The sequence below is a fragment of the Sedimentibacter acidaminivorans genome, assembly GCF_017873955.1.
GTDB classification, from domain to species: domain Bacteria; phylum Bacillota; class Clostridia; order Tissierellales; family Sedimentibacteraceae; genus Sedimentibacter; species Sedimentibacter acidaminivorans.
Genome location: NZ_JAGGKS010000006.1, coordinates 243,016 through 265,979, shown reverse-complemented (window position 1 = coordinate 265,979; position 22,964 = coordinate 243,016). Strand labels below are relative to the sequence as shown.

Genomic DNA, 22,964 nt, shown 5'->3' with positions numbered 1-22,964 from the left:
CCGAAAAACAAACTTCGTTCGACTTGCATGTGTTAGGCACGCCGCCAGCGTTCGTCCTGAGCCAGGATCAAACTCTCGTTTAATATTTTTCCTGACCAAGCTTACGCTTAGCTTTTGACTTGCGTCATTTATTACTTTTTTGTTCAAATTTACTTTAGAACTCTCAAAGGTTTTTCTTATGCTGTTTTATTGTCTATGTGCTGTTTGTTGCTGTTCTTTTCTTGCGACAGCTTTGATAGTTTATCACGCTTGTCGTTATTTGTCAAGAACTTTTTTATTTATTTTTTCGTTTCTACTTTGTTGCTTTTGTCGATTTTTGACGAGCAACTTTATTAGTCTATCATATTGTTTCGTCATTGTCAACTGTTTTTTTATTTATTTTTTTCTATCTTTTGTTTCATATTTGCCACTCTTCCGAGACAGCTTTGTTAGTTTAGCACAACTTGTTCAATGTGTCAACTACTTTTTAATATTTATTTTTAAAATGCTTTATTGCCCTTACGGAGCAACTTGATTACTTTAACACAGGTTGTTTTAATTGTCAACCATTTATTCCTTTATTATATTTTCCAATATTTTCTGAGTTATGCATGCTATTTTAAATAATGATTTATATTAATCTCTATATTATAAATAATATTAATCTAATTACTATATACCCCTTTATAGGTTAGTTTAAACATACAAATACACAAAAGAGCAGATATTAGTCTGCTCTTTAATTAACAATTACTCTAATGGTTTCATTGTTGGGAATAGTATAATATCTCTAATAGATACTTGGTCTGTTAACATCATTATTACTCTGTCAACACCTATACCAAGTCCACCTGTAGGCGGAAGTCCAACTTCTATTGCATTTACAAAGTCATTATCCATCATATGCGCTTCATCATCGCCTGCTTCTTTTTGCTTAACTTGCTCTTCGAATCTTTCTCTTTGATCTATAGGATCATTTAACTCAGAAAAAGCATTAGCTATTTCCCAAGTATTTGCAAAAGCTTCAAATCTATCAGTTAATCTTGGATCTTCCACATTTCTCTTAGCAAGTGGTGATATTTCAACTGGATGATGTGTAACAAATGTTGGTTGTTCCAGATGCTCTTCACAGAACTCTTCAAACAAAGAACTAATTACATGTCCTCTAGTCATTAATGGTGTAATTTCAATATGCTTTTCCTTTGCTACCTTGATAGCTTCTTCATCTGTATTAATTAAATCAAAATCTATACCTGTATATTCTTTGACCATATCCTGCATTCTAACTCTTCTCCATGGTGGAGTAAAGTCTATTTCTTTGCCCTGATAGTTTATCTTTGTTGTTCCTCTAGCCTTCATAGCCACAAACGCCACTATATTTTCAGTTAAATCCATCATGTCATTAAAATCAGCGTATGGTTTGTAAACTTCCATTGCTGTGTATTCTGGATTATGTCTAGTATCCATTCCTTCATTTCTAAACATTTTGCCCATTTCATATACACCATCACCTAATCCACCAACAACTAATCTTTTCAAGAATAATTCATTAGCAATTCTCATGTACATGTCTATATCAAGGGTATTATGGTGTGTTATAAATGGTCTTGCATTAGCTCCACCTGCTATTGGGCTTAACGTTGGAGTTTCTACCTCTAAATAACCTTCATTATCAAGATACTCTCTAATACCCCTAACTATCTTATTTCTCATTATAAACACATCTTTAATTTCTGGATTAACTATTAAATCAACATACCTTTGTCTATATCTTATATCTTGGTCTTTTAATCCATGGAATTTTTCAGGCAATGTTTGTAGAGATTTAGATAAAAGTTTAACTTCTTCTGCTCTTACTGATATTTCTCCCATCTTAGTCCTAAAAACTTCACCTTTTACTCCTAAGATATCTCCAATATCATAAGTTTTTAACCAATTGTATTCCTCTTCACCTATAGTGTCTTTTTTTACAAACATCTGAATTCTTCCATCACTGTCCTGAATGTCATAGAATCCTACTTTTCCTTGACCTCTCTTTGACATTATTCTTCCTGCAATAGAAACATGTTTGCCTTCCATTTCCTCGAAATTGTCTTTAATTGCCTTAGAATTAGTTGTAACTTCATATTTAGAAATTTTAAATGGATCTCTTCCTGCTTTAACAAGCTCCTTCAATTTCTCAACCTTTACCTGTCTTAAATCTCCTGAATTTTGTATTTCACTCAATTTCTACACCACCTTATCTTATATAAAAGTTTTTTCATTTATTTATCTTTTGTTTATTCAAAATTAAACAGTTACTATTTCATATTTAATCATATCTCCCATCGGAGATGGAACTTCAATTATTTCTCCCAGCTTCTTTCCTAATAAAGATTTACCCAAAGGTGAAACATTGGAAATCTTACCCTTAAATGGATCTGCTTCTGCAGAACCAACTATAGTATATTCCATTATTTCATCATACTCTAAATCCTTTATAGTCACCTTTGATCCTATACTTACAATCCCCTTTTGTTTTGCTTCTTTAATAATCTTTGCATTTTTTATCATTAGCTCAAGTTTAGCTATACGACTTTCTACATTAGCTTGTTCATTTTTAGCTTCATCATACTCTGAATTTTCACTAATATCTCCAAAAGCTAATGCAACCTTAATTTTCTCTGATACTTCTTTTCTTTTTACTAATTTTAATTCTTCCAGTTCCTTTTTAATTTCTTCTAAGCCCTCTGCAGTAATCAAAGTTTCATTATTTTTCATATTATTGCTCCTTTAACACTATGTGATGGTTATTAAAAAAACGTCTGCAAAAATCCTCATTATGCATATTATTTATATCCTACAAAAATATATATAATCCATTTTATTATAGATTTAAAATAATATGATAATTTGTTGATAATTCTTTTTAATTAATTAGACTATTATAATCAAGCTACTATATTATGTCAAGATTCTTTTTAATTTTTTTCATCTTTTTTTATTTATCATTCTTTTTATTAAACATTATAATTTTCTAAATACATTTTTAAAACTTCAAAAAGCTCATCTGCTCTTGTTATTTTATTAATTTTATTTCTAATTTCAGATGAGTTTTTCATACCTTTAATGTACCATCCCGCATGCTTTCTCATTTCTAACACAGCAATTTTCTCATTTAGTTCTTCTTTTAACATTTTAACATGTCTTACTAACATTTCTATTTTATCTTTTGGTGTAACTTCATATATATTTCTTTCATTATTTAATAATTTTATGGTATTCATTATCAACCACGGATTACCTAATATCCCTCTACCTATCATAACACCATTACAATTTGTTTGTTTTATCATATCTACTGCATCTTGTGGTATAAATATATCGCCATTGCCAACAACAGGTATATTTACGCTTTCTTTTACTTGTCTAATAACACTATAATCTGCTTTACCAGAATAAAATTGTTCTCTAGTTCTCCCATGTACAGCTAATAAATCAGCCCCATTAGATTCTAATACTTTTGCAAATTCTACTGCATTAATATTATTGCCATCCCAACCAGACCTAAATTTAACAGATATAGGTTTATTGGATACTTTTTTTATCTTTTTAACTATGTTTCCAGCAAGTTGAGGATTTTTCATTAAAGCACATCCATCACCACTTTTTACGATTTTAGGAGCTGGACAACCCATGTTTATATCTATTATATCTATATCTTCTCTTTTATTAATGTAGTTTTCTACAACATACGCCATGATTTCAGCATCGCTTCCAAATATCTGAAGTGATATAGGTCTATTATTTTCGTTAATTTTCATTAATTGTTCTGTTTTTACATCCTTATAATATAAACCCTTTGCACTAATCATTTCAGTATATACTAACCCTATACCAAAGCTTTTGCAAATAGTTCTAAATGTAATATCTGTTATTCCTGCCATTGGTGCTAAAACTACATTATTTTTTAATTCTATGTTCCCTATTTTAAGTTTTTCTCTCATACCTTATACTTATATCTCCCGAATTTAATATTTCTTCATTTCCCTTATCATTAAGAACCATAAGCCAACCATCACAATCTATGTCCGTTACATTAACTTTCCTTGAAGTTTTCTTGCCTGGTTTTACTATTTCAATATCTTTACCCCTTAATATAGAATAATTAGAAAATATATCAACCGCATTTACTATTGTATTAAAATTAAGTAGTTCATCATAATATGTTTCAAATTTTTTTAGAATACATGCTATAAGTTTTTCTCTATCAACTTCCAATTCAGTTTCTGTTTTAATACAAGTAGCTATTTGTTTTATATCTTCATCTATATATTCGCTGTCCAAATTCACATTTATACCTAATGATGCTATTACACCTTCTGCAATATTTTTTTTATTAACAATTTCACAACTAATACTACATATTTTTTTAAAATTAATTAAAATATCATTAGGCCATTTTATTTTACAATCAATATCTTGAAACATACAATTTATAGCTTCACAAACCGAAGAAGAAGCAATTGTTTCGAATTTAGATATCTTATAATCCTCAAGTGCAGGTTTTAGTATTATGCTTAAATAAATATTTTCATCTGGGTAGGAAACCCACTCTCTTCCAAATCTAATTTTAAATTTTGACTGATTTTCAGACAATACTACTGTTCCATCAGGACATGTTGCAAATATACTTTTTGCTTTTACTACAGTTGAATTCAACTCATCAAATTGTATAATAGTCTGACCAATATATTTTGTATCTATATATTCTTTTATTTTATTTAAATCGTACATTATATTCTTCCTTTCTTCACGCCTATATTACTATATAGATTAATTTTCGTCAAGAAATGGTTATATTAAAAAATCACTAAATAATTTCAGTGATTTTTTTACTTGTATATTATTTAATACTACAATCCTAATATATCCTCAATAGCTACTAAAAGTTCTTTTACCTCGTCAAGTGTTAATTCTGCCATATGTGCTATCCTAAAAGTTTTCTCTTTAAGATCTCCATATCCATTAGAAATAGAAAAGCCTCTATTTCCAAGCTCAATATTTAAATCCTTAACACATATACCTCTGGTATTTTTTATTGTTGTCAATGTTACCGATGCATTTCTTTCATCAGTAAATATGTCAAAGTATTTTTTAGCCCACGACCTAGTATATTGAGCCATTTCTAAATGTCTTTTGAACCTATTCTCCAATCCTTCTTCTAGTATCTTATCTAGTTGATAATCTAATGCAAACATCAATGATAAATTTGGTGTAGAAGGGTACTGATAGTCTTTTTTCTTTATTGTATCATACAATTGTACTAAATCTAAATAAAAACCCCTGTTTTTTACAGTTCTAGCTTTTTCAACTGCTCTATCTGATATTGTACATACTGCTAGACCTGGAGGCAAACCTAATGCTTTTTGAGAAGATGTTATGCATACATCAACACCTAATTTATCAACTTCGATTTTTACTCCACCAGCAGAACTTACTGTATCTAAACAAAACATTACTTCTGGATATTTTTTAATAACTTCGCTTATTTCATAAACAGGGTTCATTACACCTGTAGAAGTTTCATTGTGAGTAATTGTTATTAGGTCATATTTATTAGTAGATAAAACATCCTCTACCATCTCTTTTGTTGTAATACTTCCAAGTTCTGATTTAAATAAATCTGCAGGTACTCCATTAGATAATGCCATATCATACCATCTATCTCCAAAAGAACCTATCGAAAATATTGCCGCTCTTTTTTTAGTCAAACATCTAACTGAAGCTTCCATCAATCCACTGCCCGAGGATGAAGATAATAAAATTTCATTATTAGTATAAAATAGTGTTCTAAGTTTATTAGCTATATTTCTTTGTAACTGTGATGCTTCTTTACTTCTATGCCCTATCATAGGTGTAGACATTTTTTCTAAAACATCTTTACTTACTTCTATAGGACCAGGAATAAATAATTTTTTATGCATTTGTACCTCCTGTTGATTTTATTATCTTTAAATTATCTTATTAATAAAGTATATACACTGATTTTGACTTGTCAATAAAGAATTAAGTAATTTATAAAAAAATTTATAAAATTACTTGACACCTACAATGTATTGGTGTATTATTAAACTATGATACTAGTTCGCATAGGTTTATACATGAAAGAGTGGTGATAAAATGGAATTTAATAATAATATGCCAATTTATTTACAAGTAATTCATAAATTAAAACAAGATATTGTAACAGGTAAGTTGAAGTTAGGTGAAAAAATGCCTTCTTCAAGAGATTATTCAAATGAGTTAGGTTTAAATTTTAATACTATTGCTAGAGTATATAAGGAGATGGAGATGGAAGATATAGTATTTACTAAGAGAGGATTAGGTACATTTATTACTGAATCTTCAGAAAAAGTTGAAAATATTAGATTAGAAATGGCTAAAGAACTAATTGAAAATTTCATTAATGGCATGTTACAAATTGGGTTTACACAAGAAGATATGATTAGCTTTATTAAGAAATCAAATAAAAAATAAATATATTATAATGAAAGGAATGATATTAATTGAATCAAATTTTAGAAATTAACAATTTAACTAAAAGATATTATAATAAAACTGCACTTGATGATGTTAGTGTATCTTTCCAAAAGGGAAAGATATATGGACTTATGGGCCCTAATGGTAGCGGAAAAACAACACTTATGAAAGTTATAATTGGACTTCATAAACAAACTTCAGGAAGTGTTTTGATAAATGGGGTTCCTCTCTCATATAAAACTAAAGCAAGCGTATCATATATGCCTACTGAAAACTATTTATATGATAGTTTTAAAGTCAAAGATATAGTTAAATTTTATCAAGATATGTACACCGACTTTAGGACTGATTATGCAACTAAAATATTAAGTGATATTGGAGTTGACTTAGAATTTAGAGTTTCAAAATTATCTTCAGGGTTAGTTGGAAAATTAAAAGTTGCGCTTGCCTTGTCTAGAGATGTTGATATATATATGCTCGATGAGCCACTTAACGGAGTTGATGTATTAGCAAGAGATGTAATACTAGAACTTATAGTTAATTCTTATAATGAAAATAAAGTGATTATACTGTCTAGCCACCTAGTATCAGAAGTTGAGAAAACATTAGATCACGTTGTTTTCTTAAAAAACGGAAAACTTGAGTTAAGTGGAGATGCAGAAGATTTAAGGCTACAAAGAGGATTGTCCATTGAAAATATTTACAAGGAGGTATATAAATAATGATAAAAATAATAAAATATGATTTTATAAGAAAATATAAATTGCTTTTAGTAACTATAATCTGCTCAGTTTTAATTAACCTATTAGCTGTTGCAAAAAGTGGAGCAAATGGAAGCTTTGGTTTTTTAATTGCTTTCCCTATGTTAATCACTCTTCTATATATAGGTGATATTATAAAGATGTACAGTGATGATTTAAATAAAAAAAGTGGATACATGTTATTTATGACTTCAAATAGTGGATATAAAATAGTAGTATCAAAAGTAATCACTGCTATATTAGAAGGAATTTCAATTCTCCTGATATATTTAGTTTTTATCCTAATAAATTCAATTTATATAAGCTATGTTCAAGGTTTTAATATAGGAATTAACATAAGTGAGGTTGTACGCGCTATAAATCAAGTATTATCTGGAAGCCTAGGTTTTAATTTAGGTCATGTATTTGTATTTTTAGCTGCTTCATTAATTTTTTCAATTAGTTTTATTTTAACAGCGTATACGGCTATTACTATTAGAAAAAGCATTTTCTCAGAAGTTAAGCTAGGTGGATTCTTAAGTTTTTTAATATTTGTAGCTCTTAACTGGGCAACTTCATATGCAAATGGTCAATCAATGTCAGCTCTGTCTTCATATTATGATAATATACAAATTGTTGGAAATATGATTTCAGCTACGCAATTACTAATAGCATTGCTTCCTATTATGATAATTTCAGTTGTAGAATCTATATTGATGACAATAGGTTCAGGCTACCTTTTAGAAAAGAAAATAAACTTATAATTTAGTGAGGCCATTATGAGTTTAACAGGATTTAAAGGTCTTAATATTACACAGCTAAAATTAATCGCTATAATTTTAATGGTTCTCGACCATATATACGAATTTTTCTCTTATACAAATGTAATACCAATTTGGTTTACTTGGCTTGGTAGGTTAGTATTTCCAATATTCATGTTCGCAATGGCTGAAGGTTTTTATTATACTAAAAGCAAAGAAAAATATATGTTGCGTTTGTATATAGGCTCTGCTTTTATGGGAATATTTAATTTCTTAATTGTCGAAATATTCCCAAGACCAGATAGCTTCCCTATATTAAACAATATTTTCGGAACATTTTTTATAACAGTTTTTTACTTATACTATATTGAGAAAATCAAAGAAAATAAACAAAATAATAAAAATATAATTCCAACAGTTTTAATTATAATTGTTCCATTTATATTAAGTTTCATTCCAGCTCTTACTACTATGATATCAAATAACCTTGGAATTAATTTTAATTCTAATGTTTATGTATTATTAAATGGATTTATACCCTCTCCATTATTTGTAGAGGGAGGACCGATTGTGGTTATTATTGGTATAATTGTATATAGCCTAAGAAATAATAGAAATAAACAAGTTATTGCGTACACTGTTATATGCCTTTCTTTATACACAGGAGGCGGATTCAATATACAAAACTTGTTATATACTAATTATCAGTGGATGATGGTATTTTCAGCAGTATTTATGTTGTTATACAATGAAGAAAAGGGTAATGGATATAAGTATATGTTTTATATTTTTTATCCTTCCCACATTTATATACTATACTTATTATCTACAATCATTATGTTGAAATAAAATTAAACAAATCGAAAGGAATGTAATATGAGAAAAGCTATTTTATTGCTGACAATTGTTATAATATTCATGTTTTCTACAGGATGCACATCCGACTTTAAATTAAATGATGTGGTAGTAAAGGATCTTTCTGATAAAATAACTCAAGCTGTAATAGAAAAATCAGATAGTAATATCCAATCAGAAAGACATGATACAAAGACAATAGATTCTAAAAATTTAACTGAACTAATTATAAAAAGTGAGGTTGGAGACATTGAAATTATAACTCATGAATCAAATGAAATTACAATTGATACAAATATCCAGGCTAAATCAAGCTCAAAAGAGAAAGCCGATGAACTAGTTAAATCTTTTGAATACTCAATTGAAACAAAAGGAAAAAAATTAAGCATTGATACAACTGGATATAATAAAAAAATAATTAGTGATCAAATAATAGTTGATTTAGTTATAGAAATACCATCTAATATTGAAAAGTTTGAGATTAGTTCTAACGTTGGTGATATTAGTATTGAAAATATTAACGGAGAGATTAATATTACATCAAACGTTGGTGATACCATTGTAAAAAACTCCAATGCCTCATATGATATTAATACTGATGTTGGTGATGTTAATATACAAAACAGTTCACTTTCAGATTCATCTGCTTTTTATTCGAATGTAGGAGATATAATCATAAATACTAATGACATATCAGAGGCTAAAAACTTATCTGTTGAAACTAATGTAGGTGACATTAAAATATCACTTCCTAAGAGCTCTAATTATGAAGCTGATATACAGGAATTCTTGAAAGATGCAAAAGTTGAATCAATGGGTACAGGAAAAACGAAAATAAAACTTATTACGCATGTTGGTGATATAGATTTTGAATAGCTTTAGCTATCTAATTGTTTATATTATTAAATTAGTATGATTTACAAAAACACACATTAAACTGTGTGTTTTTTGCATATTACACATTTCTATGTTTTACAACAGATATAAGTGGTATAATTATTATATGAATATTTTTATAAAATTATATGATACAATCATTTTACAATTACTTCCAAAATAATAGGAGCGATATAATGTCAACTGAAAAAACTAATCAATTACCCATATATTTATTTCACCAAGGCACAAATTATTATTCATATAATTTTTTAGGATCGCATATTATATGTTCGGGGGAAAAAAAGGGAGTTATATTTAGAGTATGGGCACCTAAAGCGGTAACAATACATATCGTTGGAAATTTTAATGAATGGCAAAAAAACAAAGATTTCAAAATGAAAAGAATTCCTAAAAGCGGAATATGGGAACTTTTCTTACCTAATATATATGCCGATGAGTTATATAAATTCCTTATAACAACAAATGATTTTAAAGATATCTACAAATCTGATCCTTATGCTTTTTCATCTCAAACCAAGACAGAAACAGCATCAATAGTATGTAATATAGAAAGTTACAAGTGGAGAGATAATAAATGGTTCGAATATAAAAAAACTACTAACATCTATGAACTTCCAATCAATATATATGAACTTAACCTTTCATCGTGGAAACGCAAATCTGATGGTGAACTCTATAGTTATAGAGAAATTGTTTCTAAATTAATTCCTTATGTCAAGGAACATAATTACACTCACATTGAACTAATGCCAATTATGGAGCATCCTTTTGATGGTTCATGGGGTTATCAACTATCAGGCTATTTTTCTCCAACTAAACGGTTTGGAGAACCAGATGATTTTAAATATTTAGTAGATGAATGTCATAGGCATGGTATAGGAGTTATATTAGACTGGGTTCCAGCACATTTCCCTAAAGACGCGCATGGTTTATACGAATTTGATGGAAATTCATTATTTGAGTACGAGGATAAACAAATAAGAGAAAACAAAAGTTGGGGAACTGTTAAATTTAATTATGGTAAACCAGAGGTTCAATCATTTCTAATTTCTAATGCTATATTTTGGTTAGATGTATATCATATTGACGGTTTAAGAGTTGATGCTGTAAGTTCAATGCTATATCTTGATTATGATAAGAAAAAGGGAGAATGGAAACCTAATAAGTACGGCGGTAATGAAAATCTTGATGCTATATCTTTTTTGAGAAATTTAAATCAAGCTGTTTTTAAACTTCACCCAAACACTCTCATGATTGCAGAAGAATCTACATCATGGCCTATGGTAACAAAACCTGTATATTTAGGTGGCCTTGGATTTAATTTTAAGTGGAACATGGGATGGATGAACGATATACTTGACTACATGTGCACAGATCCATTTTTCAGGAAATACAAGCAAAAAAATATTACCTTTTCCCTTCATTATGCTTTTGATGAAAATTTTATACTTCCATTATCTCATGATGAGGTTGTTCATGGTAAAAAATCATTACTTGATAAAATGCCTGGTACATACGAAGAAAAATTTGCTCAAGTTAGAGTTCTATTAGGATATATGATGTCTCATCCAGGCAAAAAATTAAACTTTATGGGATATGAAATAGGACAATTTGTAGAATGGAATTATGAAAAAGAATTAGAATGGTTTTTACTTGATTATGAATATCATAAGAAACTAAATATATATATTAAAGATTTGAACGATTTTTATTTAGCATCTACAGAACTCTGGAAGGTTGATTTCTCATGGAATGGTTTTAAGTGGATTGCAAATGATGACTTTGAACAAAACATTATAGCTTTCAAAAGAATTGATGAAAGAAAAAATGAGCTAATTGTAGTAATTAACTTTTCCCCAGTACAAAGAAATAATTACTCAATTGGCGTTGATAGTGGTATATACTATGAAATTTTCAATACTGATGATATAAAATATGGAGGAAATGGTAGTGGTAATAAAGATAAAATTATATCAGATAATATGCCAATGCATGGCTATGATTGTTCAATTTCTTTAACATTACCGCCTTTAGCAATAATATTTTTAAAAAAAGAAAAAAGTAACAATAATAACATAAATGAAGTTGGAGGGAAAATTTATGATATCGAATAAAAAAGAATGTGTTGTAATGCTTCTTGCAGGTGGGCAAGGAAGTAGACTCGGTTCTCTAACAAACAAAATTGCTAAACCATCTGTACCTTTTGGAGGTAAATACAGAATAATTGATTTTACTTTATCCAATTGTGTAAATTCAAATTTAGATACTGTTGGAGTTTTAACACAATACCAACCCCTAATACTCAATTCATACATAGGAAATGGCAAACCATGGGATCTAGATAGAATGAATGGAGGAGTAAATATACTACCACCATACCAGAAAGTTGATGCATCTAAATGGTATACTGGTACTGCTAATGCAATATATCAAAATATAGATTTTATCGAGGAACATAACCCTGAATATGTTTTAATTCTATCAGGAGATCACATATATAAAATGGACTATTCCTTGATGATTAATTATCACAAAGAAAAAGGCGCTGATTGTACTATCTCCGTAATAAATGTACCTATTAAGGAAGCTTCTAGATTTGGAATACTAAGTTCTGATTCCAATGGAAAAATTATAGATTTTGAAGAAAAACCATCTAGACCAAAGAGTACAAAAGCATCAATGGGCATATATGTATTTAATTGGGATAAGTTAAAAAAATATTTAGAAATTGATGATAAAAACACTAAATCAACTAAAGATTTTGGTAAAGATGTAATACCCCTAATGTTAAGTTCAGAAGAAAATATTTATTCCTATGAGTTTGAAGGTTATTGGAAAGATGTAGGAACTATTGATAGTTTATTGCAAGCAAATATGGATTTATTAAGTGATGGAGAATTCGAACTATCTGGCGATTGGGCTATTTATTCAAGACATATGGAAATGCCACCACACTTTGTTGGTAAAAATGCCTCTGTAAAAAATTCTATTGTTTCTGAAGGAGCTGAAATTTTAGGCACTGTAGAAAATTCAATTATATTTTCCGGTGTTAAAATAAATGAAAATGCAATCGTAAGAGATTCTGTAATTATGGCAGATGTGATAATTGATGAAGATACTGTTGTAAACTACTCAATAATAGATGAATTATGTATAATAGGCAAAAATCTTAAAATAGGAAATCCAAGAGAAAGAAAATCAGATATAACTGTAATACCTCGCGAGAGCAGATTCGTAAATCTATAACATTAACAAGGAGGAATTAAAATGAATGCTTTAGGAATTATTTTTTCAGACATGCAAGATTGGAATATGACTGAGCTTGCATCACACAGATCTGTTGCAGCCATACCATATGGCGGCAGGTATAGATTAATAGATTTCACTTTATCTAATATGGTTAATTCTGGTTTAAATAAAATGTGTATTATTACAAAAAGTAATTATCGTTCACTAATGGAACATGTGGGTTCGGGTAAAGATTGGGATTTGTCAAGGAAAAAAGGTGGTATACTAATATTCCCACCATATGCTCTAGGAGAAAACCATGGTCTTTTTCAAGGTAGACTCGATGCACTAAAAAGAGTTTTGCACTACATATCTTCTTCAAAGGAAAAATATGTAATACTTTCAGACTGTGATATGATATATAACATAGATTACAACGATGTGATTCGTTATCATATTGAAAAAGATTCAGAAATAACAGCTGTGTATACAAAAACTAACATTGAAAGAGATACTTCAGTCCATAAAACTTTATACGAAATAGACGATGACGGCAGGGCAAACGACATATTAGTTAATCCTATAACAGAAGGCAATTATAATGTTTCATTAAATACCTGGGTAATGAATAAAGATTTTCTTGAAAAGTTAATATATGATGCTATTGCACATAATTATAAAGATTTTAGTTATGATGTTCTTGCATCAAGAGTAAGTGCCTTTAAAATTTATTGTTATGAATATACTGGTTACTACGCTCATATTGATTCTCTAAAAAGCTACTACAATCATAGCATGGAACTTCTTCATAGAGATAAGCTTAACAGTCTCTTCTACGCGAAAACTGGTCCTATATATACGAAAACAAAGGATTCACCACCTACTAAATATGGTAAGGACGCTGAAGCGAAAACTTCTCTAATAGCCAGCGGTTGTATTATTGAAGGATATGTTGAAAATAGTATAATTTTTAGGGGTGTAAAAGTTGGAAAAAATAGCGTCATAAAAAATTCAATTCTTATGCAGCATACAACTGTAGGAGAAAACACTCAACTAGATTCAATTATAACTGATACATACGCTATGATAAATGATGACCGTGTCCTACTTGGGTATTCTAATTGTCCTTTTTTTATAAAAAGATATTCAATTGTATAATAATTACAAATACAAGGAGTGATATAAATGAATAAAGATAAAGTAAAAATACTTTTTGCAACTGCCGAAGCTACACCTTTTATTGCTACAGGAGGTTTAGGAGAGGTAGCAGGTTCTTTAACAAAATCATTGACAGAAATGTATGAAGATGATACTGATATTAGAATTATACTTCCATTATATAAAGGAATAACAGATAGAACCAACTTCGAATTTGTTGCAAGTGCTAAAATACCATTATCATGGAGGCAACAATATTGTGGAATATTTAAAACTACTGTTAACCACGTAACATATTATTTTTTAGACAATGAATACTATTTTAAAAGAGATGATTGCTACGGGCATTTTGATGATGGGGAAAGATTTGCTTTCTTTTCAAAGGCAGTACTATATGTATTAAGTATTATAGATTTTATGCCAGATGTAATACATGTTAATGATTGGCAGACAGCACTCATTCCTGTATACTTAAAATCAAAATATTCAACATATCCCGGATATGATAAAATCAAATCTATAATCACTATTCATAACATCGAGTATCAAGGAATTTATGACTTGAAAATTGTAGAAGATGTTTTTGATTTATATAACAGCGAAATTTCCATAGTTGAATATAATGGTTCAGTAAACCTTCTAAAAGGTGCTATAGAATCAAGTGATATAGTAAGTACAGTAAGTAAAAGTTACTCAGAAGAAATATTTGATGATTATTTTGCACACGGGCTTGCACCTATATTGAAAAGAAATTCTACAAAAGTTAAAGGTATTTTAAATGGAATAGATACAACTTTTTATAATCCCGAAACAGATAAGTCTCTATTTAAAAACTATAATATAAATAATTTAAAAAATAAGTATAACAATAAAACTAATTTACAAAGAATGGTTGGACTCCCTCAAAACGTAGACATTCCTGTTGTATCCATAATATCAAGGCTTGTTAAACATAAGGGTATGGACCTTGTAACTAGTGGAATTGAAGAAATTTTAAGAGAAAAAGTACAATTTATAATTCTCGGAAAAGGTGACAGAAGTTATGAACTATATTTCAAATCACTACAGGAAAGATATCATGATAAAGTTGCAGCTAGAATCGACTTTAGTTCCGATATGGCAAGAAAAATATATGCTGGGTCTGATTTTTTACTCATGCCTTCTATTAGTGAACCATGTGGTATTGCTCAAATGATAGCTTCTAGATATGGTACTGTTCCAATTGTAAGAGAAACTGGTGGATTAAAGGACTCTATTCATGATTGTAGTCTAGGTTCGGGCAATGGATTTACTTTTTATGAGCAGACCCCTGAAAAGTTAATTGATACAATAAAGCGAGCTCTTGAGGTTTATAAGAACAAAGATGATTGGACTAAACTAATTTATTCTGTAATGACCGAGGATTTTAGCTGGAATCATTCGGCAAAAGAATACCATAATATGTATATCAACCTAACCGATAAATAAAGGAGCACTTTATGACAGAAAAAACAATGAATAAAAATCATATTAATAATAAAATTGATGAGGTAATTTCCCGCTACTGGAACATAGCTCCTAAATTTGCAACTGATATACAAATTTATAGAGCCCTCTGTATTGTTATGAGGGAAATTTTACTAGAAAAGAGATATAATTTTAAACAGGAAATTGATACAAATCAAAAAAAACAAGTTTATTACATGTGCATGGAATTTCTAATAGGAAAATCCTTGAAAAATAACTTATTTAATTTAAATTTAGAAAATGAGGTTTCAGAATCATTAAAAAAGTATAATGTAAACCTAGACGATCTATATAAAATCGAAAAAGACCCTGGATTAGGAAATGGTGGTTTAGGTAGACTTGCAGCCTGTTTTTTAGATTCATTAGCAACACAAAATTATCCTGTTACGGGGTTTTCAATTAAATATGAGTTTGGATTATTTAAACAAAAAATAATAGAAGGATGGCAAACAGAATTACCTGATGACTGGCTTAGTACTTCTGATATATGGCTAGTTCCTAGAACAGAAGAAAGAGTTGTTGTTAATTTTGATGGTGAAATAAAAGAAGAATGGACTAATGAAGGATTAATTATTAAGCATATAAATACTACAGAAGTGGAGGCTATACCTTATGATGTAATGATTTCAGGCTATCAAAGCAAAGGAGTAAGCTTACTTAGACTCTGGGAAGCACGTAGTCTAAAAAGTATAGATATGAACCTCTTTTCCCAAGGTGAATATATTAAAGCATTGTCAGAAGATTCAATGGCTGAAGCTATATCAAAAATCCTCTATCCTGCTGATAACCACTCTGAAGGAAAAATTTTAAGAATTAAGCAACAATATTTCCTTGTATCAGCTTCCGCACAAAATATTGTTAATGACCATTATAAGAAATACAACACCCTAGACAATTTTTGCGATAAAGTCGCAATACATATTAATGATACTCACCCAGCATTGATTATACCAGAATTAATGCGAATTTTCATGGATGAATATTTCTGTCCATGGGATAAAGCCTGGTACATGGTTACAAACTCTGTATCATATACCAATCATACTGTTTTGCAAGAAGCATTAGAAACATTGGAAATAGAAACTATTAAAACTAAACTACCACGAATATATTCCATTATTCAGGAAATTAACCAACGTTTCATGCATGATGTGTCAAATAAATATAGTGGAAAAATGGATAAAGCAAACCAAATGTCCTTATTCTCTTATGGTAAAATAAATATGGCTAACATTAGTATAGTAGGTAGTCATTCTATAAATGGTGTAGCAAAGCTTCACTCTGAGATATTAAAAAATACTATATTTAAAAATTTCTATGAATACAATCCAAATAAATTTACAAATATAACAAATGGAATAACTCATAGGCGATGGTTAAACCAAGCAAATCCTGAATTAAAAAATCTCATAAACGATTTAATTGGAACAAGTTACTATTTAAATCCTGAAAACTTATCATTATTAAAAAAATATAAAGATAATGAAGATGTTCTATTAAAAATTGATGAAATAAAATATAATAATAAGCTAAAGCTTACTGATTACATATATAAGAAAAATAATATAATAGTAGACCCTGACTCTATATTTGATATACAGGCAAAAAGACTTCACGAATATAAGAGACAACTTCTAAATATTCTTAGGATAATCAGTATTATTATTGATATTACAGAAGGCAAGACAGATAATGTTTTACCAGAAACCTTTATTTTTGCAGCAAAGGCCGCTCCAAGTTATTATAGAGCAAAAGAAATAATTCATTTAATATGTACACTCAGTGACTTCATAAATGCAAATTCTGTAATTAAGGAGTATATAAATGTAGTTTTTATAGAAAATTATTCAGTTAGTTTAGCAGAAATCATCATACCAGCTGGTGAGATTAGTGAACAAATTTCCTTAGCAGGCAAAGAAGCCAGCGGTACGGGCAATATGAAGTTTATGCTCAATGGAGCATTGACACTGGGAACATATGATGGTGCCAATATTGAAATATTAGAACAAGTTGGAAAAGAAAATTTCTTTCTTTTTGGAATGCAAGATTATGAAGTTGAAAAACTTTGGCGAAATGGCTATAATTCCGTTACTTATTATCAACAAAATAAAAAAATAAGAAAAATAATTGACTTTCTAAACAAGGGAATAAACGGTAAATCATTTGAATCAATATCTAAATACTTGCTTGGCGTAGAAAGCGTTGGTGACCCTTATATGTGCTTTGCAGATTTTGAAGACTACATGAATGTACACTACAAAACATCTCAGATATACTACAATAATAAAATGAAGTGGAACCAAATGTCCCTTATAAATATTGCTTCTGCTGGAATATTCTCTTCAGATAGAACTGTAAAGGAATACTCAAAAAAAATATGGAACATAGAACCAATAGAATAAAAATTATTGAGCGATTAATACAAGGGGGATTTTATGATTATATTTGATAGCAAGTCTGAACTTTTTAGATATCCTCAAGGAGCAGTAAAAGAAAATGAAAAAATCACGTTAAGAATATATATTAAACGTGATTTTCTTTGCATACCAAAATTAATAATAGAAAAAAGAGAAGATTTTAATAAATACCCCTACAAAAGTTTAATCTTAGAATGGATTAGTACAGAAAAAAATTATGATATATATGGAACTGAATTTTGTATAGAAGAGTTCGGAAATTACTTTTATTCGTTTGAATTTGAGAATAGTAATAATATAAAACCATATACAAAATTAAATGAATTATTGATTTTCAAAGAAGATTATACTACGCCAGAATGGATAAAAGGAGATATTATATATCATATATTTGTTGATAGATTTTATAAAAATCATACTAATGAGAAAAATGACGACATCATTATAAGAAATGATTGGGGTGGCATCCCATACTATAAGCCTAATGAAAATGGGGAAATTCTAAATAATGACTTCTTTGGAGGCAATATAAATGGAATCATTTATAAACTTCCATACCTACACAGTCTTGGAGTAACAGTTATCTATCTATCGCCTATATTTGAAGCTCATTCAAACCATAAATATGATACAGGTGACTATTTAAAAATTGACCCTCTGTTTGGTAGCGAAGATGATTTCATAAATTTATGCAAAAGTGCTGAGGATTATGGTATATCCATAATATTAGATGGTGTATTCAGTCATACAGGTGATGATAGTGTATATTTTAATAAATATGACAACTATAAATCAGTCGGTGCTTATCAAAGTAAGGATTCTGAATTTTTTGAGTGGTACACCTTTAACAATTGGAGTGAAGACTACAATTGCTGGTGGAATATAAAAACACTACCTACTTTAAATAAAACTAATCAAAGCTACATAAATTTTATAGTAGGTGAAGAAGGAATTTTAAAATACTGGCTAAAACGAGGAGCAAGAGGCTATAGATTAGATGTAGCCGATGAATTGCAAAACGAATTCTTAAATCAATTAAGACAATCGGTTAAATCAGAAAAAAGTGATGCAGTAATTATTGGAGAGGTATGGGAGGATGCTTCAAATAAATTCTCCTATGATAAGCTAAAGGAATATTTTTGTGGTAATCAATTAGATTCAGTAACTAATTATCCCTTAAGAACTGCAATTATTTATTATTTAAAAAATAAGGATTGCACAAAACTTTATGAGGTCATGAATATGATATCAGAAAAATACCCTGCCCAGTCTATGCATTGCCTTATGAACATTTTAGGTACTCATGATACTGTTAGAATTATAACACAGCTAGGAAGCGAAACCACACCTGACAACAAAAATGATATGGCAATTTCTAAGTTATCAAATAAAGAATTATCAAATGGCATTAAGTTATTAAAAATAGCATCCCTTTTACAAATGACACTACCTGGTGTACCATGCATTTATTATGGTGATGAAGTAGGTATAGAAGGATGGAAAGACCCTTTTAATAGAAGATGTTTCCCTTGGGGTAAAGAAAATAACGAAATTTTAAGTCACTATAAACTTTTATCTAAACTTAGAAAAAGTAGTCCTGTTTTTATTGACGGAAAATACAAATGCATTTCCCATGATACAAGTATTTTTATTTTTGAAAGATACAATGAAAAAGAAAAAACAATAATTGGAATAAACCTTTCTAATAAACCTATAATTTTAAATTCAATGGAAAAAATAAAAAATTATTCTACAATGCAAATAGGTAATGAATTTATAATTAAAGAAAATAGTTATATAATACTATGTTCAGGTAACTCAAAAAAAACAAAATTGACATAAATAATTAGTTTTGTATATAAATATGTTATATATTTTCTTGTAATATTAAATCCTTTTGCTTTTGTTAACCATATTATTTATTTTTTCAGATAATTCATCTGTTAAGGTTTCTTTTTTTACTCTCCATACCCAGTTACCCCCAACTGTTGAGGGTGTATTTATTCTAGCTTCGGAACCTATACATAAAAAATCCTGCAATGGAATTATACATAGGTTAGATTTACTCATATATAAAGAATTAATGATTTTATAATTGATATTGTCATCTTTTTTTGTATCTAGATAATTAAGAACATCTTTTTTCTCACTGTCATTTAGATTATCATACCAACCTAATAAAGTATCATTATCATGAGTTCCCGTATATGCTACTGAATTATCTTCATAATTATTAGGCAAATATGGATTATTTTTATTTCCATCAAAAGCAAATTGAAAAATCTTCATTCCAGGAAATTTATAATTATTTCTTAGTTTTACAACACTGTCTGTTATAATCCCTAAGTCTTCAGCTATAATTTTTACATCTTCAAAATACAATTTTAATTTTTTAAATAGTTCGTATCCATAAGCTGGCATCCAAAGACCGTTAACTGCATTTGGTGAACCATAGTTTACTCCCCAAAATTCATCAAATCCTCTGAAATGGTCAAGTCTTACTACATCATATAATTTAAGTGTCCATATAATTCTGTCACACCACCATCTATAAGATGTTCCTTTGAGATATTCCCAATTATATACAGGATTACCCCACAACTGACCTTCACTTGAAAATGCATCTGGGGGCACACCTGCTACTTTGATTGGAATTTTATTATGATCCATTAAAAAAACATTGCTACTAGCCCATACATCTGCACTATCTTCTGCAGCATAAATAGGTATATCACCAATTATTTTAATTCCCTTTCCATTAGCATATTCTTTTAAATTAAAATACTGTTTATAAAATAAATATTGTAGGAATATCCAAAAATCTATATCTTCTTTTAATTCTATCTTTACTAAACTAATAGTATTTGAATTTAATTCAGATTCTAATTTGTCCCAATCACTCCAAGGCAATTGATTATTTTTATACTTCAAGGACATGAACAAAGCATATTCACAAACCCAATTATTGGATTTTACAAAACTTGATATCTCTTCTTTATATTTTTTATTTGCATTATAATAAGCTTTTTTTAGTACCTTAAATCTTGTATAGAACAAATTCTCATAATCAATGCTTTTTTCATCATAATAACAACAATCTAAAGATTTTAATTCTTCTTTTGATAATATACTATCTTCAATTAATATATCTAAATCAATATAATATGGATTTCCTGCATAAATGGAAAAAGGTGAATATGGAGAATCCCCATATGATACAGGTCCTAAAGGCAATACTTGCCAGTATTTTTGTCCTGACTTATTTAAGAAATCCACAAACTCATATGCGGCTCTACCAAATGTTCCAATACCATAGTTTGATGGTAATGAACTTATTGGAAGAAGTATTCCTGCACTTCTATTAAACATTTATTTCTCCTGCAAAAAAGATTACTGAATATTTTCCAGTAATCTTTTTGTCTATAGTTTATTTTTATATTATAAATAATTTTTTAAAGCTTCAACTTTATCTATTTTTTCCCAAGGAAGGTCTAAATCATTTCTTCCAAAATGTCCATATGCTGCTGTTTGTTTATATATAGGTCTTCTTAAATTTAATTTTTCAATTATAGAAGCTGGTCTTAAATCAAAGTTTTCACTAATTGCTTTCTCTATTTTTTCTTCTTCAATTTTGTTTGTTCCAAATGTATCAACCATTATTGAAACAGGTTTTGCAACACCTATTGCATAAGCAAGCTGAACTTCGCACTTATCAGCAAGTCCTGCTGCAACAACATTCTTAGCAATATATCTAGCTGCATAAGCTGCTGAACGGTCAACCTTCGTTGCATCTTTTCCAGAGAACGCTCCACCGCCATGTCTTGCATACCCACCATAGGTATCTACTATTATTTTTCTACCTGTTAAACCAGAATCACCTTGTGGTCCTCCAATAACAAATCTACCTGTTGGATTAATATAATATTTTGTGTTTTCATCAATTAATTCTGAAGGAACTGTAGTTTTAATTACATGCTCTTTTAAATCTTTTTCAATAGTTTTTATTTCGACGTCAGGATTATGCTGAGTTGAAATTACAATTGTGTCAATTCTAACTGGTTTGTTATCATGATACTCAATTGTAACCTGTGTTTTCCCATCAGGTCTTAAATAATCAAGTGTTCCATCTTTTCTAACAAGAGATAGTTTTCTTGATAATTTATGAGCTAAACTTATTGGCATAGGCATGTATTCTGGAGTTTCATTACATGCATAACCAAACATCATACCTTGATCCCCTGCTCCTGTAATATCATTGATGTCAAGATGGTCTTTTTTATATTCTGCTGCTGTATCTACTCCCATAGCAATATCTGTTGATTGCTCATCTATAGCAGTAATTACTGCACATGTTTTATAATCAAAACCAAATTCAGCATTTGTATAGCCTATGTTTTCCACTGTTTTCCTAACTATTTTAGGAATATCAATATAACAATTAGTACTTATTTCTCCAGCAACTAATACTAAACCAGTAGTAGTACTTGTTTCACACGCTACCCTTCCATTAGGGTCTTGTTCCAATATTGCATCCAAAATGCTATCAGATATTTGATCACACATTTTATCTGGATGTCCTTCTGTAACTGATTCAGATGTAAATAACCATTTTTTCATTTAATTTGTCCTTTCTTATTCTCCATAAATATTTCCTGTATTATAAACTAAAAAAACTCTTCCATAGAAGAGGTATCTGTCAAAATTTATAGCCTCATCTTCCGGAAATCCGCGGGATTTGGCACCTTGAACTAAACAGGCTGCCGGGTTTCACAGGGCCCAGTCCCTCCACCACTCTTGATAAGGATTATCATGGCTACATGATAACATATAGTTTTTTCATTGTCAATTAAATATGCATCTAATTCTACAATTTTTTTTGGAACTTAAATACTATTTAT

General features: G+C 29.2%; 18 protein-coding genes, 1 rRNA gene and 1 riboswitch. Of the genes, 11 read left to right on the top strand and 8 right to left on the bottom strand.

The window, feature by feature from the left end; translation table 11 throughout:
* The 6 genes from J2Z76_RS11470 to J2Z76_RS11445 all read right to left on the bottom strand — a co-directional run.
* Positions 1-83 (bottom strand): 16S ribosomal RNA (locus J2Z76_RS11470); the annotation flags it as partial.
* A gap of 646 nt (positions 84-729) precedes the next feature.
* The gene (gene lysS, locus J2Z76_RS11465; protein ID WP_245210425.1) at positions 730-2,205 is read right to left on the bottom strand and encodes a lysine--tRNA ligase; all 1,476 of its coding nucleotides are present in this window, start codon (positions 2,203-2,205) and stop codon (positions 730-732) included.
* A 63-nt stretch (positions 2,206-2,268) separates the two neighbouring features.
* On the bottom strand, positions 2,269-2,739 hold the full coding sequence (gene greA, locus J2Z76_RS11460; protein ID WP_209512193.1) for a transcription elongation factor GreA: 471 nt from the start codon (positions 2,737-2,739) through the stop codon (positions 2,269-2,271).
* Positions 2,740-2,978: 239 nt separating this feature from the next.
* Positions 2,979-3,965, bottom strand: a complete 987-nt coding sequence (dusB, locus tag J2Z76_RS11455) for a tRNA dihydrouridine synthase DusB (protein WP_209512192.1) — start codon at positions 3,963-3,965, stop codon at positions 2,979-2,981.
* On the bottom strand, positions 3,949-4,755 hold the full coding sequence (locus tag J2Z76_RS11450) for a biotin--[acetyl-CoA-carboxylase] ligase (RefSeq protein WP_209512191.1): 807 nt from the start codon (positions 4,753-4,755) through the stop codon (positions 3,949-3,951). Before J2Z76_RS11450 ends, dusB begins: the two co-directional genes overlap by 17 nt.
* Before the next feature lie 119 nt (positions 4,756-4,874).
* Entirely contained in the window at positions 4,875-5,945 is a 1,071-nt protein-coding gene (locus J2Z76_RS11445; protein ID WP_209512190.1) for a pyridoxal-phosphate-dependent aminotransferase family protein, read from the bottom strand.
* A 196-nt stretch (positions 5,946-6,141) separates the two neighbouring features.
* Between J2Z76_RS11445 and J2Z76_RS11440 the strand changes: the two genes are divergently transcribed.
* From J2Z76_RS11440 to J2Z76_RS11390, 11 genes are all read left to right on the top strand, one after another.
* Positions 6,142-6,498: a GntR family transcriptional regulator gene (locus J2Z76_RS11440; RefSeq protein WP_209512189.1), complete on the top strand. Its 357-nt coding sequence runs from the start codon at positions 6,142-6,144 to the stop codon at positions 6,496-6,498.
* 29 nt (positions 6,499-6,527) lie between these two features.
* Entirely contained in the window at positions 6,528-7,223 is a 696-nt protein-coding gene (locus J2Z76_RS11435; RefSeq protein ID WP_209512188.1) for an ABC transporter ATP-binding protein, read from the top strand.
* On the top strand, positions 7,223-8,005 hold the full coding sequence (locus J2Z76_RS11430; protein WP_209512187.1) for a hypothetical protein: 783 nt from the start codon (positions 7,223-7,225) through the stop codon (positions 8,003-8,005). Before J2Z76_RS11435 ends, J2Z76_RS11430 begins: the two co-directional genes overlap by 1 nt.
* 15 nt (positions 8,006-8,020) lie before the next feature.
* On the top strand, positions 8,021-8,851 hold the full coding sequence (locus J2Z76_RS11425; RefSeq protein ID WP_209512186.1) for a TraX family protein: 831 nt from the start codon (positions 8,021-8,023) through the stop codon (positions 8,849-8,851).
* 27 nt (positions 8,852-8,878) lie between these two features.
* Positions 8,879-9,733 carry a DUF4097 family beta strand repeat-containing protein gene (locus tag J2Z76_RS11420; protein WP_209512185.1) on the top strand — a complete coding sequence of 285 codons (855 nt, stop codon included), beginning with the start codon at positions 8,879-8,881 and terminating at the stop codon, positions 9,731-9,733.
* 197 nt (positions 9,734-9,930) lie between these two features.
* Complete coding sequence (gene glgB, locus J2Z76_RS11415) at positions 9,931-11,871, top strand: 1,4-alpha-glucan branching protein GlgB (protein ID WP_209512184.1); 1,941 nt, start codon at positions 9,931-9,933, stop codon at positions 11,869-11,871.
* Positions 11,858-13,003: a glucose-1-phosphate adenylyltransferase gene (locus J2Z76_RS11410; RefSeq protein WP_245210424.1), complete on the top strand. Its 1,146-nt coding sequence runs from the start codon at positions 11,858-11,860 to the stop codon at positions 13,001-13,003. The genes glgB and J2Z76_RS11410 overlap by 14 nt, the downstream gene beginning before the upstream one ends.
* 21 nt (positions 13,004-13,024) lie before the next feature.
* Complete coding sequence (gene glgD / locus J2Z76_RS11405) at positions 13,025-14,143, top strand: glucose-1-phosphate adenylyltransferase subunit GlgD (RefSeq protein ID WP_209512183.1); 1,119 nt, start codon at positions 13,025-13,027, stop codon at positions 14,141-14,143.
* 27 nt (positions 14,144-14,170) lie between these two features.
* Positions 14,171-15,610: a glycogen synthase GlgA gene (gene glgA / locus J2Z76_RS11400; RefSeq protein WP_209512182.1), complete on the top strand. Its 1,440-nt coding sequence runs from the start codon at positions 14,171-14,173 to the stop codon at positions 15,608-15,610.
* Between the two features lie 11 nt (positions 15,611-15,621).
* On the top strand, positions 15,622-18,051 hold the full coding sequence (locus tag J2Z76_RS11395) for a glycogen/starch/alpha-glucan phosphorylase (protein WP_245210423.1): 2,430 nt from the start codon (positions 15,622-15,624) through the stop codon (positions 18,049-18,051).
* A 33-nt stretch (positions 18,052-18,084) separates the two neighbouring features.
* Positions 18,085-19,908 carry a glycoside hydrolase family 13 protein gene (locus J2Z76_RS11390; RefSeq protein ID WP_209512181.1) on the top strand — a complete coding sequence of 608 codons (1,824 nt, stop codon included), beginning with the start codon at positions 18,085-18,087 and terminating at the stop codon, positions 19,906-19,908.
* A gap of 45 nt (positions 19,909-19,953) precedes the next feature.
* Here J2Z76_RS11390 and malQ read toward each other — a convergent pair whose 3' ends face one another.
* Both malQ and metK read right to left on the bottom strand, forming a co-directional pair.
* Positions 19,954-21,435 (bottom strand): 4-alpha-glucanotransferase, encoded by a 1,482-nt coding sequence (gene malQ / locus J2Z76_RS11385; protein ID WP_209512180.1) that lies wholly within the window; start codon positions 21,433-21,435, stop codon positions 19,954-19,956.
* Between the two features lie 69 nt (positions 21,436-21,504).
* Positions 21,505-22,683, bottom strand: coding sequence for a methionine adenosyltransferase (gene metK / locus J2Z76_RS11380; protein WP_209512179.1), 1,179 nt, complete (start codon positions 22,681-22,683; stop codon positions 21,505-21,507).
* Positions 22,684-22,774: 91 nt separating this feature from the next.
* Positions 22,775-22,870: riboswitch (SAM riboswitch) on the bottom strand.
* Positions 22,871-22,964: the final 94 nt, after the last annotated feature.

Bases quoted from the DNA above. Each gene is read 5' to 3' on its own strand.
- greA (WP_209512193.1), bottom strand. From the start codon at position 2,739: ATGAAAAATAATGAAACTTTGATTACTGCAGAGGGCTTAGAAGAAATT.
- dusB (WP_209512192.1), bottom strand. From the start codon at position 3,965: ATGAGAGAAAAACTTAAAATAGGGAACATAGAATTAAAAAATAATGTA.
- J2Z76_RS11450 (WP_209512191.1), bottom strand. From the start codon at position 4,755: ATGTACGATTTAAATAAAATAAAAGAATATATAGATACAAAATATATT.
- J2Z76_RS11445 (WP_209512190.1), bottom strand. From the start codon at position 5,945: ATGCATAAAAAATTATTTATTCCTGGTCCTATAGAAGTAAGTAAAGAT.
- J2Z76_RS11440 (WP_209512189.1), top strand. From the start codon at position 6,142: ATGGAATTTAATAATAATATGCCAATTTATTTACAAGTAATTCATAAA.
- J2Z76_RS11430 (WP_209512187.1), top strand. From the start codon at position 7,223: ATGATAAAAATAATAAAATATGATTTTATAAGAAAATATAAATTGCTT.
- J2Z76_RS11425 (WP_209512186.1), top strand. From the start codon at position 8,021: ATGAGTTTAACAGGATTTAAAGGTCTTAATATTACACAGCTAAAATTA.
- J2Z76_RS11420 (WP_209512185.1), top strand. From the start codon at position 8,879: ATGAGAAAAGCTATTTTATTGCTGACAATTGTTATAATATTCATGTTT.
- glgB (WP_209512184.1), top strand. From the start codon at position 9,931: ATGTCAACTGAAAAAACTAATCAATTACCCATATATTTATTTCACCAA.
- J2Z76_RS11410 (WP_245210424.1), top strand. From the start codon at position 11,858: ATGATATCGAATAAAAAAGAATGTGTTGTAATGCTTCTTGCAGGTGGG.
- glgD (WP_209512183.1), top strand. From the start codon at position 13,025: ATGAATGCTTTAGGAATTATTTTTTCAGACATGCAAGATTGGAATATG.
- glgA (WP_209512182.1), top strand. From the start codon at position 14,171: ATGAATAAAGATAAAGTAAAAATACTTTTTGCAACTGCCGAAGCTACA.
- J2Z76_RS11395 (WP_245210423.1), top strand. From the start codon at position 15,622: ATGACAGAAAAAACAATGAATAAAAATCATATTAATAATAAAATTGAT.
- J2Z76_RS11390 (WP_209512181.1), top strand. From the start codon at position 18,085: ATGATTATATTTGATAGCAAGTCTGAACTTTTTAGATATCCTCAAGGA.
- malQ (WP_209512180.1), bottom strand. From the start codon at position 21,435: ATGTTTAATAGAAGTGCAGGAATACTTCTTCCAATAAGTTCATTACCA.
- metK (WP_209512179.1), bottom strand. From the start codon at position 22,683: ATGAAAAAATGGTTATTTACATCTGAATCAGTTACAGAAGGACATCCA.